This window comes from Methylobacterium sp. Leaf123, assembly GCF_001423405.1.
In the GTDB taxonomy this organism is placed as follows: Bacteria; Pseudomonadota; Alphaproteobacteria; order Rhizobiales; family Beijerinckiaceae; genus Methylobacterium.
In genome coordinates, this window is record NZ_LMNS01000038.1 from 444667 (window position 1) to 458171 (window position 13505).

Below are 13505 nucleotides of genomic sequence, written 5' to 3' on the forward strand. Positions count from 1 at the left end.
GCCCGATGTAGAGATAGGCGCGGGCGTCCTTGGCCGGCTTCCCGCTCGCGAGCAGGCCGGCCAGGGTGACGGCGACGAAGCAGGGGCTCATGGCTTCTGCTCGATCTTGAACCGCACCACGGTCTGCGCCCAGGTAATTGGCCAGTAGTGCCGCTGCAGCGGGTTGCAGTGATACTCTGGGGCCGCATGGTACTCGCCCGCGCCCGGCCCGAACTCGTCGGGCACGGTGATCGTGAAGGTAATGGTGCGCGGGCCCAGCCCCTGTGGTGGCCGCTCGTACCGAACCGCCGGCAGGATCACTCGATGGGTGTGCGCGTCGAATAGCGCCCGATCGACGTAAGCGCTGCAGTTGCGCAGGTAGTCCAGTCGCTGCCGGATCACGAGTTTTCCGCCTGGACGCACCACGGGCGTCAGCACCGTCGTGTCCCTCACCTCGACTGGCAGGCCGCGGTCCGCGATGAACCACGCCAGCACCCCGGCCGTCGCCAAGATCGCGGCGGTGATGATGGTGAGGCAGGCGTAGCCGAAGAGGCGCAATCCCGTCATCGGCCACCCCGCATCATCGCGAACAGATCGATGCCGTTCTTGGCCAGTGCCGTGACGCCGCCGACGAAGGCCACGGCAAAGCCCCCGACCCACATCAGCACCTTGGCAGCCGTCCGCGAGGAACTGACGAACTCGACCACCCCGTCGAGGTTCTTCAGCTCGCGCGGGTTCTTCTCCGCGATCCAGTCGATCGTGTCCTTGCGTAGCGCGAGCAGGGCGAGCAGCTTTTCCGCCTCGCCCTCGTCGATCGATCGGAACAGCTTTCGCATGTGCAGCGGAAACGACATGACACGGCGGTCGTCATCATCGTCGTCCAGATCGCGCGCCCGGCGCACAGCATCCTCGCCGAGGCCGCGCGCCGGGAGAGGAACCGATTCCCGCAAGAGGCCGCCCGCGCCGATCGCCGTTCCTCGCCGCGCCTGCCGCAGCTCTTCTTCCGGCAGTTCCGACCCCGGCATGATCTCTCCGTGTCCGCATGGATGATGTCAGCGGGCGGCGGGCACATCGCACACCGCCCGCCACTTCGCGTTCAGGCCCCGGAGCTGCCGGCGAGTCTCCGCCGTATCCTGGGCCGAGTAGAGGACCGGCGCCGTCATCGTCCGGCAGAACCGGGCGGCGGGCGGCGTCGGATCGGGGCTCTGGCAGGCGAACACGAAGAAGCCCGCCACGGCGCAGGTGATCAGCACGGCTCAGTCCTTCCGCAGGTCTTGGGGATCGTCGGCGCCGTCCTCAGCCGCGGCGCCTGCGCGGGCGGCCGCCACCTCCTGACGCTCGGCCTCAGCGCGAGCGGTGTTCGCCTGCGTCGCCGCGCCGAGGTCGCGCATCACCTGCTCCGCGCGCCGGCGGGCCGCCCAATCGTTCACAGCCCGCACGAGGAAGGTGATGAGCGCGGACGCCCACCACGGGAGGGTGAAGGGCATCAGCGCACCGTCACCTTGGCGTCGTCCACGCGATTGACGAGCCGGGGGGCGGCCTTGATCTCGGAGACCTCGGGCAGCTTCGCAGCCAACGCGACGAGGCCAGCCGGGCGGCGGAGCCAGACGCCGTAGCCGGCTGCCACGACGGCCGCGACGCCACCGACGATGGCGGTCAGCATGGTGACGTCGCTGAGGAAGTCGACCTGCTCCTGCGTCGCCAGCCCGCGGTTCACGGCGATGCCGCCGAGGAAGACGATGAGGATCCGCGCGGCAGCCGCGACCTGTGCTGTGTTCATCATGGTGGTGGTCCTGATGGTGGGGATGCGCGGCTGGCCCGGCCGGCTCGGTACCTCGCCCCCAGGTCAAACTTTGGGGTGCGACTTGCGCGTCCTTGGGATGAGGCGCACGAATGACTGCGTCTGCAGGGCTATATTGTCTCATCGGGCCCGCGGACGGCGGGTCGGTGCGCGGGGGGGCTGCAGCACCGGCCCGCTACTTTCGGGGAGCGCTTGCGCGTGGCCATGTTAGGAACTCGATTGAGGTAAACCGCACTCGCAGCTTGAGCGCGCCCTGGTCGCGTTCCATGATTCGATGTCGTTGCGCCGTGGCCTCCCCCGACACCCGCGGTAAACGGCCAGCGGGTCGGTGCGGCTCCCCCTCTTCAGCGCCGACCCGCTGTTCTACGCCTCGCTCACACCCGAGCGCGCCCCGGCGATCGTCGTCGGCAGCGTGTGCGGCGCCGGCAGCGGCACGTCGGCCGGCCAGCGGAAGGCGGTGAACTCCTTGCGCGGGAAGGCCGCGACGGACCACGCATCGCCCTGGTTGCCGCCGAGCAGGAAGATCCGGCTCGCGTTGGCGCCGACGACGAAGCCGACATGACCCTGCCAGGACGAGTTGCCCCGCTTCTTCGTGGCGATGGCGCCCAGCGCCGGCTCCTTCAGCCCGATGCCCCAGCTTTCGTAGGACCGGGCCGCGAGGCTGCCGGAGGGCGCGTGGCCGGCTCGCTTCAGCATGGCGCCGACGGCCGCCGCGCACCAAGCGACCGAGTCCTGCTTGATGCCGGAGAAGCCCGCATCGGCGAAGAGCTTCACGACGCGCGGGTTGTTGGCCGCGCCCGCGCCCTCGCGGACGCCGAGTTCGCCTTCCGCCAGCACGAGCCAGCCCGGCTTCTCCGGTGCCTCGCGCCGCTCGCTGATGTCGGCCTTCTGCAGGGCGGCCTGCGTCTTCGGCCCGGCGATGCCGTCGGCCACCAGCCCGGCCGAGCGCTGGAACGCGGTCACGGCGGCGATGGTGCGGGGGCCAGCATCGCCGTCCGCTCCCGAGGGTCCGAGGTCATACCCGCGCGCGAGGAGAGCGCGCTGAATCGCAGCGACGTCCATGATGGTGTTCTCCGATGTGAAGGGTGGTCGTCTCAGGCTCGGGCCGGGTGGCGCAGCGAGCGGGTCGGGTCAGAGGCGCGAGAAGGACGTGCTGTCGAAGTGGATCAGGTATCCGCTGTTCGCGCTCTGCACGTACACGCCCCCGTCCTTGTCGATGATAAACACTGCTCTGCCCCAACTATTGGGGCTCCCAATGACGAGCATGTCGGCTCCGATGCGGACGGACTTCGAGGGGCGATAGGCCGGGGGAAGCGTGGCGACCAGGGTGCCGACCGGCTGCGGCGTTCCTGGGGTGCTGAACACGACCGACCCACGCAAGGCGACGGAGTTGTCGGGCAGAAGCTGGACGGAGAGCCCTTGGTTGTAGTCGGGATCGGTCGCGGCAGACCACGCTCCGTTCAGTGTCAATTGCTGGAAGGCACCGATCGTCGGGTGCGATGTCGCGTCGACAGAGTTCACGGTGCGGGTGCGCGGCGCGAAATTGAAGCCATCATCCGCCTCTCCGGGGCCGTTCGGGGTCCGGGTAAAGTCGGTGTCGGATCGCTGACGCGCGATGGTGTTGCCGGGAGAGCCGACGACGCGCGTCATGACTTTCCCGGCGGCCGTGCTGTAGGTCACGGTGTTGTCGCCGACGGTGTTCCCACTTGCCCCGTTTACGAGGCGGACAACATCAACCCGGTCGTAGGCGTTGGCGTTGTTCTCTTCGATGACACCGTCATGGGAGCCGTCGAGGGTGATTAGCGCGCCATAGGTGCCCGTGTAGGTGTGAAACCCTTCGGTCTGGTTGCTGATGATTTTCGGCTGGATCGTATTGCGAATAACAAACGCCCCGCCATACGACGTGATGTTGTTGCCGAAAAAGAGGTGCGTAGCCGCGCCACCAATCCCCTCATATTCCACTCCGGTATTGTTGCCTGCAATAATGTTGTGAAGAACATTATTGCTGTCACCTGTCTTGTAGAACCGCATTCCCCCGAAGAAATCGGAGTTTGAGAAGGTGCCGCCAAACAGGCCACCCGTGATGTTGCCCGTCGCCGGATCGGGGTTGTTGATATGGTGGATGGCATACTTGCCAGGGCCGGCATCGGCGATGCTGACGTTGTTGACCAGCGGCTTGGCGATGAAGCCGTTGAGGTTGGTCGTGTCGAAGCGGATGCCGTCGCCACCGATGCGGGTGGCGAGATAGCCGATGGAGAAGTCTCGCAGCGTGAGGCCGCGGATGCCGCCCGCGTTGATGCCGGGCTTGACCAGAATGACGGCCCGGTCGCCGGCATTAGCGCACGGGAGGATGCGTGAGTTTCGACCCTGCCCGGACAGGTTCATGGGCCGCTCGATGCGGAGCAGGGCATCTGGGTCCGCGCCGGCACACACGTTCATGTCGAAGTCGGGCAGCAGAAGGTTCGACCCCAGCTCCTGCGCTCGCGCGAATGCCGTTCGGAGCGCAGGCCCGTTGTCGGCTGCGCCTGGGAGCACCCCAAAGTTCACAGCGTAGAGCTGATTGGAGAAGAGGGCGGCCAGCGTGCGGCCGACGGGCGCGCCGGCCGGCCGAACGCTCATGGTCGAGACCTCACCGGTCGAGCCGGGTCCGAGGATCTGGAGCGAGTCGGGCGTGATGATCGTCTTTCCGGCCTTCCGCGCGATCGGCGGCGGCGAGCGCTGCAGTCGTTTTGTCCACCACAAGGTTTGCCGCCTGTGACACCTCACCCGCAAGAACCCCGATCCCGACCCCGACTTCTGCGACGTCCGACAGCGCGGGGACGAAGTTCACGACGTTGCCGCCGCGCCGGAGGCCGCCGGGGTTATCGACCGGGTCGTAGGGCCGCTGTCCCTCGTAGAAGCTCTTGAGGCGGTCGGCCGCCGCATCGAACATCTGCTTCACCTGTCCGGACAGGGGCATCACAGCGCCTCTTTGATTTTGAAGCTGGTGGCGATGCGCCGAAACGTCGATCGGCGCAGCGAGGGGAGTGCGCCGATCGTGCCGATGAAGACGTCCCGCTGGACGCTCTCTGTGTCGGTGGGATCGGGGATGACGACGACTTGGTTGTGGATGCCCGACGTCGTCACGATGCGGTAGATTTCCCGCAACGCTGCCTGTAGTTTCTTGATCTCGGGTTCGGCCTGCCGGTAGGCCTCCTTGTAGGCCTCCAACTGCTCGCGGATCTTCTTCTCGGCCGCCTTCTTCGCCTGGGACTTGCCCAACAGGCCGCCGATCAGGCCGGCGCCCGCACCGATGACAGCGCCCCACGGTCCCATGACCAGCGCCTGCGCCCGCTCGACCTGCTGCTGAGCGCGAAACGCCTGATCGTTGGAGGCGGCGAAGCGCTCAAGCGCGCGCTGCACGCTGATGACCTTCCGCTCCTGCCGCTCGCTGGACGCGGCAACCTTGTCGGTTGCCCCGGCGAGACCTTCGGCGGCGGCCTTGGCCTGATCGACGCCAACGGTTTTGGCCTCGAGCCGGTACTCGTCGCGGATCTGGTTGACGGCAACCATGACGTCTCCACGCGAAAGCGCCGCGCGAAGCACGGCGACGTTTCAACGGAGGGCTGGTGTGGGATCGAGCCAGTCGCAACTTGACCGGCACGTATATACCAAAACCACTTGCTCTACTCTTGAGTTTAGGTATATACCGAAACCATGATCTTCACCTTCGACGAACCGAAGCGGCGAGCGAACATCGCAAAGCACGGCTTCGACTTCGCCGAGTTCGAGGATGCGTTCAGTTTCGACCGGTTCCTCAGCCTGCCGACCAAGCCCAGCGCGACCGGCCGCGAGCGCTTCAAGCTCCTCGGCGCATGGCGCAGCGAGACCGTCGTCGTGGTGATCGTCTCTCCTCTCGGCACGGAGGCTGTTGACGTCGTCAGCGTCCGCCGTGCCAACCCGAAGGAAAGGGCTGCCTATGACCGCTCCTAAGACCGCCCCCGACTACGTGCCGAACCCGAGCTACACCCAGGCCGATTGGGACGAGGTGTCCGACAATCCCGATCTCACCGACGACGAGTTGGCCCGGATGCGTCCCGGCCCCGAGGGGCTTCCCGATGCGATGGCTGCTGCCTTCAAGAGCCGCGGTGGGCGCCCGCGTTCGGAGACCAAGCGCGTGCCCGTGTCGCTGCGGATCGATCCCGACGTGCTGGACGCCTTCAAGGCGACCGGTGCGGGCTGGCAGACCCGGATGAACGATGCCTTGGCCGAGGCCGCCAAGAAACTGACCCCGGCTTAGGAGCCTATTTCCCGCCCTTCGCCTTCGCTGCCTCCGCCGCGTGTTCCAGATAAGCTCGGTCCTGAACCCGGATCAGCTTCTGGAACCGCTCGAACTCGTCGGGATCTTCGATGCCGTGCCGCGCGGCGTATTGGTCCAGGGCGGTCCACGGGATCGCGCCGACGCCACCGAGAGCGCCGAGCGGCCGGTCCGTGGAGAGTGCGGAAAACGCCTCGCTATGGAACACGAGGTGCGGCCAGAGATCCGGCCGCTCCAACATGAAGGCGGGGAGGAAGCTCGGATCGGCCTCCATCTCCGCCTCTGCCCAGGCGATGTGATCGCTCCACCGGAGCGACCACTTCAGGCAGCCTGCGAGTTTCCCGCGTCGTCCTCGTCGGCGGCGGCGCGCTCCTCACCGACCTGCGAGGCCGCCCAGATCACGGCCTCACGGAAGCGCCGGAACTCGGGCTTGGTCAGAAGCTCGGTTGCGAGATCCTTGGAGTAGGCCACCGGCTGGCCGTCCTCGCCTTCGAGACCGCGCCAATCGAGCAGCACCGTCGCGTTGAGGCAGGAGGCCGTGATGCGGTCCTGCTCGTCGGGGTCGAGGCGACCGCCCTGACGCTTGGCCCGCGGCACGGCGTCGATGAGCGTCGTCTGCAAGCGGCGATACTTGGCGTTGTTGAGGCCGCGGACGCGGACTTCGAGATCGCCCATCTCGGGGATGTTGCCGATCCATTCGCCGTCCTCGATGGCGACGGCATCGACCTTCAGGCTGGAAAGCTTCACGCGTTGTCGTCCTTCTTCTCGGGCTCGGCGGCGGGTGCCAGCGCGGCCTTGGTGGTGGCCGAGAGCACGTCATGAGCTTCGGCCGGGGTCATGCGAGAGATCTCGGCATCGGATTTGCCAAGGGTTCTGAGCTGCGCGCGCTGCGCCTTCGTGATCACGAAGGGGACGCTGGCGACGGTGCCAGAGGCGGGCGATGGAGCCGTCTTCTCGGGATCTTGAGTGGTCGGCGCCGGTGCGGGCTTGGCCGCCTTGGCCTCCTTCGCGAGGCCCTTGCCGACGAGCAGATCGGCGTGCTCGTTCGAAAGTTCGGCTTCCTCGCCCGTCTTCCAGACGCGTTCGTCCTTCCCGTTGGGGTAGGACGAGAAATCGGAGAGGATGGTGACGGTCTTCATGGGCGCGCCTCCCTGCGCGTGCGAGGCCGCAGCGCGGGCGCGCCACGGATCGGTCGGTGGCGACGTCAGGCGACGGCGCGTGTAATTTGTATGCTGGCCTGCGTGGCGTCGTCGTAGATCCCGCGGAAGGGGAGCGAGAGCATCGCGTCGTCGGTGTTGCCACCTGGGTTGCGCGCACCGTCGAGGAACCGGGCCTTCGGGACCAGGATCGTGTATTTCTTGTTCGCCTCGACGCCGACGGTGAACGAGATCGCGCCAGAGCCGTGGTCGAGCACGGCCTGATATTGGTCGTTGCCCTCGAAGTAGCATTCGAGCGTGCCGGTGACGTTGGACCGGCCGGCGCCGAACTCAGCCGAGAACATGGTGCCGACGGCATCGCGCACCCGCAGCTCGTTGTTCACCTCCAACGACAGCGACTTGACCCGGAACGGGGTCGCGGTGCCGCCGACGTTGACCGTGCCGACATTCGCCGAGGCCGTCGCCGGCTGGTTCACGTTGGCCGCCGCATAGGTCGCACCGGTGACGATGGCGTCCTCGATCGATTCCTGCGCACCCATCAGGCCGAACGAGCCCGTCACCTTCTGCCGCGAGGGCAGATTCAGCGACATGGTGTTCACCGCCACGCCGCGGAAGCGGGAGAACGAGTTCGTGCCGCCGAAGTTGATGGTTTCCTCGACGGTGAAGGAAGGCCGCAGGATGCCGTTCTTCAGGACATTCGCCGTCCAGCCGCCGCGCAAAGCCGCCGCGATGAAGTCGTCGAAGGTCTCCCCGCTCAGCTCGAAATCATAGGAGCCGGTCACGTCCTGGCTCACCATCAGCTCGTCGCGGACGTTGCGATCGGCTTGGATCTCATCGGAGGTGACAGTGCCTTTGGTCGTGCGCAGCGAGCCGCCGGTGATGCGCAGCGCCTTGAAGGACGGGGTTGCCGGGGTCTCCCCGAACACGGTCTCGGCGACGTAGGCGGTACGCCGCTCGCTGCCATTGGCGAAAGCCATGGTGTTTCTCCTGAGGGTGGTAGCGGAAGGGCGCGACGCGGCGCGCGAAAGGCCTCTCCATCAGGGGAGAGGAGGCGACACGGCCCTGCGGCCGGATCAGGCGAAGAGATCGAACTCGAAGGGGACGGCGAAACTCAAGCTGAACCACTTCCCGTCGGCGTTGCGATCGTCGAGCGTCGGCATGGACGGCGCGAAGGTGCGGACCCCGTCGAAGACCTTGCCACGGAACAGGGCGGCCAGTTCATCGACCCAGGCGGCGCCGTCCTTCACGCCCTTGCCGGTGCGGATGTTCAGGACGAAGCGAATCGCCCCTTCGGTCCGCCACACGTTCCGGCCGGGCGTGCCGGTGCTGATCTGCTCCGAGGTCGAAACCGGAAACTGGATTTCCAGATACGGCTTGCTGTCCAGCGGCGTGTTGCCGGAGGCCTCATTCAGCCCGCGCACCGGGCACCGATTCCATTGCGCGGCGAGCCGGGCCTCGACGGCGGCGGAGATGGCCGACAGCGACATGGTCAGTTCATCGCCACGATGATGGCCGGCTGGCGCGTCTCGCGCTCGCGCTTGACGATCTCGGATGCACCGCGCCGGCCGAGATCCCGGCGCAGCGCAGACACCTCGGCATTCGTGACCATGGCTCCATCCTGAAACGAGCGGAAGCCGAAGCGGATGCGGGCGACGTTGCCGAAGCGGCGCGCCGCCATCGCCGCGACCGCTTCATAGACCCCATCGGGCGCTTGGCTCGACTGCCCGCGCTCGATCTTCCGGGCGTAGGGCTGCGCGTTCAGGAAGATGTAGACGTCGGCCGGGGGCGGCTCGGCGGCGTCCGCCTGCCGGTCGTCGGCGAACAGGATGTGCGACCGCGCATAGCGTTCCGTCAGCACCGGCGAGTGAAGGATCAGCATCGCCTCGATCCAGGCGAGAAGGTCTTGCGCCAGTTGGAAGCGGAACACGATCACGCCCCGATCCGGGTTGACGCTTTCCAGCATGGCGCCGGCCCGGCCATCGACGAAGGTGTCATGCACTGGCACGTGGCCGAGCGCCGCCCGGTTGATGTCCTGGCTCTCGCGCAGGCCTTCGCGGGCGCGGGCGGCAATCAGCGCGCGACGGCTTTCGGGCGAGAGCGACGCCTCCACGGCGAGGCGAACATCGAGGCCGGAGGTCTTGAAACGGGCGACCGCCACGTCAGCCCCGCACCGTCAGGTTCATGCGGGCCAGCGTGCCGGCCACGCGGACCGGCTCGACGAACTCGATGTTGCGGAGCCGGCCGTCGATGCGGATGATCGACGCGGCCGACGCGGCGTAGCCCATCACCTTGATCGTGACCGGCTGCGGGTGCTCGCGCAGCACGTTGAAGATCGCGATGCCCTCGAACATGTCCCCGCCGGGGCTGTTGATGTGGACCTCGACGGGCCGGTCGCCGATCGCGCGGAGCTGCGAAGTGACCTTCTTCGCGGTGATGCCGCCACCGGTCCAGAAGTCCTCCCCGATCACGTCGAACATGGTGATGACGTTGTCGTCGTAGGCCACGGCCCGCACGCCCGCCGCGTCGGCCGACCACCGGTCGAACACGGGCGCGGGCGTGAAGGCGTGCACGTCCTGGCGGATCGGCAGCGGCATCGCGCCGGGGCGTGCCTTCGCGTTCACCCGCGGCGTGCGGGTGCCCGGTGCGCGCACGACGCCGCGGGGCGGGGCCTTCACCGGACCCTTCACGACGGCGTTGCTGCCCTTCGCCTTACTGTCCGCCATTGCCGTTCTCCGATTCCTCCGCGTTCGGCGCGGCGCCGGCCGCCTTCGCGGTGCCCATGCTGATGGTGTCGTGGCCGGTCCGCGCCGGCAGGTCCGCAAGGTCGCGGATCTCGTTCTGATCCATCCATCCCGGCGCGCCGCCGGAGCCGAGCGCCTTGGCGTAGAAGTCGGCCTGATCCTTGGTCGAACCGCGCAGCAACGCCCCCGGATTGAACTTGATCGTGAGGGTGTCCTTCTCGGCCGTCGTCAGCAGCGAGCGTTCGCCGGCCTGCTGCCACGCCTCGAACCAGGGGCCGAGCGCGTACTGAACGAAGAACCGGCCCAGGGCCTCAATGCCGGAGCCCCACGAGGTTTCATCGACCATCAGCAGCGGGCGCGGCACACCGGTGACGCGGGCGATTTCCTCGACCTGAAGCTTGCGCAGCTCGGTCATCTGCGCGTCGCGCGCCGAGACCGCCATCGTCATCCATTCGAGGCCTTCCTCGAAGATCAGGGTCTTGCCGGCGTTGTCGGCGCCCTCCTTCTCGGCGATGCTGGCGGCCAGCCGCTCGTAGGCCGGCGCGGACAGCTTGCCGGGATGCTTGAGCCCGCCGCCGGCCATGACGCCGTGCTTGAACAGGCGAGCCGCGGCGCGCTCCGCCGCGAGCGCGAGGCCGATCGCTTCGGCGGCCTGCCGAACGAGCGAGAGACCGTTCAGCCCGTCCATCGTCAGCCCGCGCAGATGGAAGATGTCCCGCGCGCCGTAGGTTCGGGCCCCGCCCTGCGGCGGCTGATAGCGGTACTCGACCGTCCAATTCGCCTCGTTGAGCTTCACCGTCATGCGGGTCGGGTCGAGTGGGATCAGCTTCGTGATCCGCTCGCCGCCCGCGCGCAGGTCGCGAGACCGCACGATGAGCGCGAAGGCATTGCCCCTGACCAGGGCGCGCATTTGCATTTGAACCCGGAAGTCGAAGGCCGTCTGAAAGTCGTTCGGCTCGCGATGGAGAAGCCGGTAGAGCGGATGGTTCGACGCCTTCCGCTTGGTTTCTTCTTCGATCAACTGCAACGGCAGCATGCCGATCGCATAGGAAATCAGGCTGACCGCCCGGAACATCGACGGGTTCTTGAGCGCCCGCTCGACGTCGATATGCATGCCGGTCGCGGTCTCGGTCCCGCTGCCGACCCGCAGGAAGTCGATCAGGCGCGGGTCGTCCAGCGAGACGTAGCCGCCAGCGTCGGCGCGAACCGGCGCGTGCGTGGAGCCCCCCGACGGCGCCTCGGCGGGCATGCCGCCGAGCGGGATGCGGGGAACAACCTGCATTCGTCACACCATCAGGAGACCGCGGGATTCGTAGACGGACGGGCCGGCATCGGGGGCCTCGTTCATCGTCGCCGCGCCCACCGCCATGGCGTTCGTGACGATGCCGTCGATTCGGCCGCGCGAGCGGTTCTTGTCGAAGGCGCGGTTGCTCTGCCCGTCGTGCGTCAGGTGCGCGTTGGCCGCGCAGGCATAGGTGACGGGCGAGGCCGCGATCGTGATGGCCTTGCGCAGGATGCGATCCTCAAGCCGCTCGATCGACCGCGGCATGCAGAGCTGCCGGTCCTCGAACACGACCCGCGTGCCCTGTGCGTGCGCGACGAGCTTCAGGCCGGAGCCCTCGGGCTTGTCCGGCCCCATCCACCGCCAGACCGGAAGCCCGACCTGCTCGCAGGCCGCGATGAAATCGGCGATGCCGGCGACGTCGAAGGCGAGGAACTGGACGTTGTGCTCGGCGACGAGGTCCGCGACCTTGGCGGCCACGAACGTCTTGTCGATGACCGCGCCGGGAACCGCCGTCAGGTGCTCGGCCTCGACCCATTGGTCATAGGGCGTTTGGTCCCGGCGGGACCGGTCCGCGAGGCCATCGCTCACCGTCCAGTACCACGTGAAGGCGTAGAGGTGCCCATCCTCGCCGATCCACACCGCCGTCAGGGCGGTCAGGTCGTTCTTCTTCGACAGGTCGAGGGAGAGCCAACACGGCCGCCCCTTCATCTCCTCCGGATCGACCGCGCCCTGGACGGCGAGCCACGCCTCCTCCGCGATCCAGAAATCCGTCGAGCCGACCGGGATACCGAAGTAGAGCCGCTTCACCGACATCGCAGTCGAGAGCAACTGCCGAGCGGTGTTCACCTCACCGCGGATGTTCTCGATGGGGAAGGTGACACCGAGCGCCGGCAGCGCCTTCGGCCAACACGCCTCGTTCTCGAACACGGTCTCGCGGTCGGCCTTATCGACGCGGGCGATGAAGGTGAACGCCTCGTCGTCGGTGATCTCGCCGCGGGCGACCTTCTGATAGAACTCCGAGTAATCCGTGCCGACGATCTGCGTGCTGGCCGGGGTGTTCGTCCCGAGCAGCATGATCGCGTCGCCCGGCATCTTCGCGATGGCGCGCTTCCACGTCTCGATGGAGCCGTTCGCCTTGAACTCGTGGATCTCGTCGGCGAGCACCGCCGTCGGCCGCGGGCCGGACACCGCCTCGCCGTTCGCGAGCGCCCGGAACATCGATTGCGTCTCGGGGTGCTCGACCTTCCAGGCGTTGTCGCCTTCGCCGCGGATGATGACGTCGCCGCGGTTCTCAAGGGTCTCTTCGTCGCCCTCGTCGCTGCCGGGGATCGGCGCCCGGCACATGGCCACCGCGTCGCCGAACAGCACGTTCGCCGTCGCCTTGTCCTGGCCGATGGCATAGATCTGCGAGCGCCGGATACCGGCCCACCCCATCAGGTACAGGCCGATCGCCGCCATGAGCGGGCTTTTCGCCTGACCCTTCCCGGTTTCGAGCCAGCCCGCCCGGAACCGCATCCGGCCGCTCGACTTCCGCCAGCCGAATATCGAGCCGATCACGAACCCATGCCAGGGCAGCGGGTTGAACGGCTCGCCGACCTTCGCGCCGGCCGTGATGCTCAGCACCGCCGGGAAGAACGCAAGTGGGTGGGCCGCCTTCTCCGGCCGCCAGTGCAGCCCGCGCCCCGACGCGTCGCGCAAGTCGCGCAGATGCCGCTCGGCGGCGTGCTTGACCAACTCGCCAGCGACGATGCGGCCGGAGACGACGTCCCGCGCCCAGGCGGTCGTCGGGTCAGCCACCGGCGGCAGGCTTGAGGAAGGTGTCAGCCGCACGGGCCTGCCTTGCCTTGCGCTCGACCTTCTCGGCCTTCCCGCGGCGGACCGGTGCGAGGCCGAGTTCGGCCTCCAGCACGCGGATCACTTCCTCGGCCTTCGTCATCACCGACCAGTAGGGGTTCCACTGCCCGGTCTTGGCCCGCTTTGCCGGCAAGATCGCACCGTTCTCGGCGACGTGCCGCGAGGCCCGTTCGAACTGAACGCGGAACTGCACGAGGCGCCCGATGGCATGCCCGTTCGCCACCGACAGGATGCCGCGGCCGGACATCTCGCGGACGATGGAGCCCCACTGCTCCGACGCGAACGCGAGGTCCATCTCGTCGGTATAGATCTGTGACCAATCCGGCTCGGGCGGGGTGCCGTCTCCTCCCTGAATCGCCGTTACCGTCATGGCCCATCACCGCAGGGGATC

21 protein-coding genes are annotated in these 13505 nt (G+C 67.6%); 2 read left to right on the forward strand and 19 right to left on the reverse strand.

The annotated features are described in order from the left end of the window. Positions 1–87 precede the first annotated feature (87 nt). The 9 genes from ASF53_RS21645 to ASF53_RS21685 form a co-directional block, all read right to left on the reverse strand. Complete coding sequence (locus ASF53_RS21645) at positions 88–546, reverse strand: hypothetical protein (RefSeq protein WP_056203592.1); 459 nt, start codon at positions 544–546, stop codon at positions 88–90. After that, positions 543–1004 carry a hypothetical protein gene (locus ASF53_RS21650; RefSeq protein WP_056203595.1) on the reverse strand — a complete coding sequence of 154 codons (462 nt, stop codon included), beginning with the start codon at positions 1002–1004 and terminating at the stop codon, positions 543–545. The genes ASF53_RS21645 and ASF53_RS21650 overlap by 4 nt, the downstream gene beginning before the upstream one ends. Before the next feature lie 27 nt (positions 1005–1031). Next, positions 1032–1232, reverse strand: a complete 201-nt coding sequence (locus ASF53_RS21655) for a hypothetical protein (RefSeq protein ID WP_056203597.1) — start codon at positions 1230–1232, stop codon at positions 1032–1034. Positions 1233–1235: 3 nt separating this feature from the next. Beyond that, positions 1236–1466 (reverse strand): hypothetical protein, encoded by a 231-nt coding sequence (locus ASF53_RS21660; RefSeq protein WP_056203599.1) that lies wholly within the window; start codon positions 1464–1466, stop codon positions 1236–1238. Beyond that, positions 1466–1762 (reverse strand): Pam3-gp28 family putative phage holin, encoded by a 297-nt coding sequence (locus ASF53_RS21665; protein ID WP_056203601.1) that lies wholly within the window; start codon positions 1760–1762, stop codon positions 1466–1468. Before ASF53_RS21665 ends, ASF53_RS21660 begins: the two co-directional genes overlap by 1 nt. A 381-nt stretch (positions 1763–2143) precedes the next feature. Further along, positions 2144–2842 carry an NlpC/P60 family protein gene (locus ASF53_RS21670; RefSeq protein WP_056203604.1) on the reverse strand — a complete coding sequence of 233 codons (699 nt, stop codon included), beginning with the start codon at positions 2840–2842 and terminating at the stop codon, positions 2144–2146. Positions 2843–2911: 69 nt separating this feature from the next. Beyond that, the gene (locus ASF53_RS21675; RefSeq protein ID WP_056203607.1) at positions 2912–4399 is read right to left on the reverse strand and encodes a hypothetical protein; all 1488 of its coding nucleotides are present in this window, start codon (positions 4397–4399) and stop codon (positions 2912–2914) included. 10 nt (positions 4400–4409) lie between these two features. Further along, positions 4410–4739 (reverse strand): hypothetical protein, encoded by a 330-nt coding sequence (locus ASF53_RS26185; RefSeq protein WP_056203612.1) that lies wholly within the window; start codon positions 4737–4739, stop codon positions 4410–4412. Then, complete coding sequence (locus ASF53_RS21685) at positions 4739–5332, reverse strand: hypothetical protein (protein WP_056203614.1); 594 nt, start codon at positions 5330–5332, stop codon at positions 4739–4741. Before ASF53_RS21685 ends, ASF53_RS26185 begins: the two co-directional genes overlap by 1 nt. A gap of 144 nt (positions 5333–5476) precedes the next feature. On the opposite strand from ASF53_RS21685, the gene ASF53_RS21690 reads away from it, so the two are divergent. Both ASF53_RS21690 and ASF53_RS21695 read left to right on the forward strand, forming a co-directional pair. Then, positions 5477–5752 carry a BrnT family toxin gene (locus tag ASF53_RS21690; protein ID WP_056203618.1) on the forward strand — a complete coding sequence of 92 codons (276 nt, stop codon included), beginning with the start codon at positions 5477–5479 and terminating at the stop codon, positions 5750–5752. Continuing rightward, on the forward strand, positions 5739–6059 hold the full coding sequence (locus tag ASF53_RS21695; RefSeq protein ID WP_056203621.1) for a BrnA antitoxin family protein: 321 nt from the start codon (positions 5739–5741) through the stop codon (positions 6057–6059). Before ASF53_RS21690 ends, ASF53_RS21695 begins: the two co-directional genes overlap by 14 nt. Positions 6060–6063: 4 nt before the next feature. Here the strand turns inward: ASF53_RS21695 and ASF53_RS21700 are convergent, their stop codons facing one another. The 10 genes from ASF53_RS21700 to ASF53_RS21745 all read right to left on the reverse strand — a co-directional run bounded on the left by ASF53_RS21700 (position 6064) and on the right by ASF53_RS21745 (position 13484). After that, positions 6064–6351 carry a phage tail assembly chaperone gene (locus ASF53_RS21700; protein WP_056203626.1) on the reverse strand — a complete coding sequence of 96 codons (288 nt, stop codon included), beginning with the start codon at positions 6349–6351 and terminating at the stop codon, positions 6064–6066. A 47-nt stretch (positions 6352–6398) separates the two neighbouring features. Next, a complete protein-coding gene (locus ASF53_RS21705; protein ID WP_056203629.1) occupies positions 6399–6824 on the reverse strand; it encodes a phage-derived protein YdaY family protein in 426 nt (141 codons plus the stop codon). After that, the gene (locus tag ASF53_RS21710) at positions 6821–7216 is read right to left on the reverse strand and encodes a hypothetical protein (RefSeq protein ID WP_056203632.1); all 396 of its coding nucleotides are present in this window, start codon (positions 7214–7216) and stop codon (positions 6821–6823) included. Before ASF53_RS21710 ends, ASF53_RS21705 begins: the two co-directional genes overlap by 4 nt. A gap of 65 nt (positions 7217–7281) precedes the next feature. Next, positions 7282–8211, reverse strand: coding sequence for a phage tail tube protein (locus ASF53_RS21715; RefSeq protein WP_056203635.1), 930 nt, complete (start codon positions 8209–8211; stop codon positions 7282–7284). A 96-nt stretch (positions 8212–8307) separates the two neighbouring features. Beyond that, complete coding sequence (locus ASF53_RS21720) at positions 8308–8721, reverse strand: phage tail terminator-like protein (RefSeq protein ID WP_056203637.1); 414 nt, start codon at positions 8719–8721, stop codon at positions 8308–8310. 2 nt (positions 8722–8723) lie between these two features. After that, the gene (locus ASF53_RS21725; protein ID WP_056203640.1) at positions 8724–9392 is read right to left on the reverse strand and encodes a hypothetical protein; all 669 of its coding nucleotides are present in this window, start codon (positions 9390–9392) and stop codon (positions 8724–8726) included. Between the two features lies 1 nt (position 9393). Next, entirely contained in the window at positions 9394–9957 is a 564-nt protein-coding gene (locus ASF53_RS27110; protein WP_502690595.1) for an ATP-dependent Clp protease proteolytic subunit, read from the reverse strand. After that, positions 9944–11257: a phage portal protein gene (locus tag ASF53_RS21735; protein WP_082482910.1), complete on the reverse strand. Its 1314-nt coding sequence runs from the start codon at positions 11255–11257 to the stop codon at positions 9944–9946. The genes ASF53_RS27110 and ASF53_RS21735 overlap by 14 nt, the downstream gene beginning before the upstream one ends. 3 nt (positions 11258–11260) lie before the next feature. Continuing rightward, a complete protein-coding gene (locus ASF53_RS21740; RefSeq protein WP_056203643.1) occupies positions 11261–13057 on the reverse strand; it encodes a terminase large subunit in 1797 nt (598 codons plus the stop codon). Next, positions 13050–13484, reverse strand: a complete 435-nt coding sequence (locus ASF53_RS21745; protein ID WP_056203646.1) for a P27 family phage terminase small subunit — start codon at positions 13482–13484, stop codon at positions 13050–13052. The genes ASF53_RS21740 and ASF53_RS21745 overlap by 8 nt, the downstream gene beginning before the upstream one ends. Positions 13485–13505: the final 21 nt, after the last annotated feature.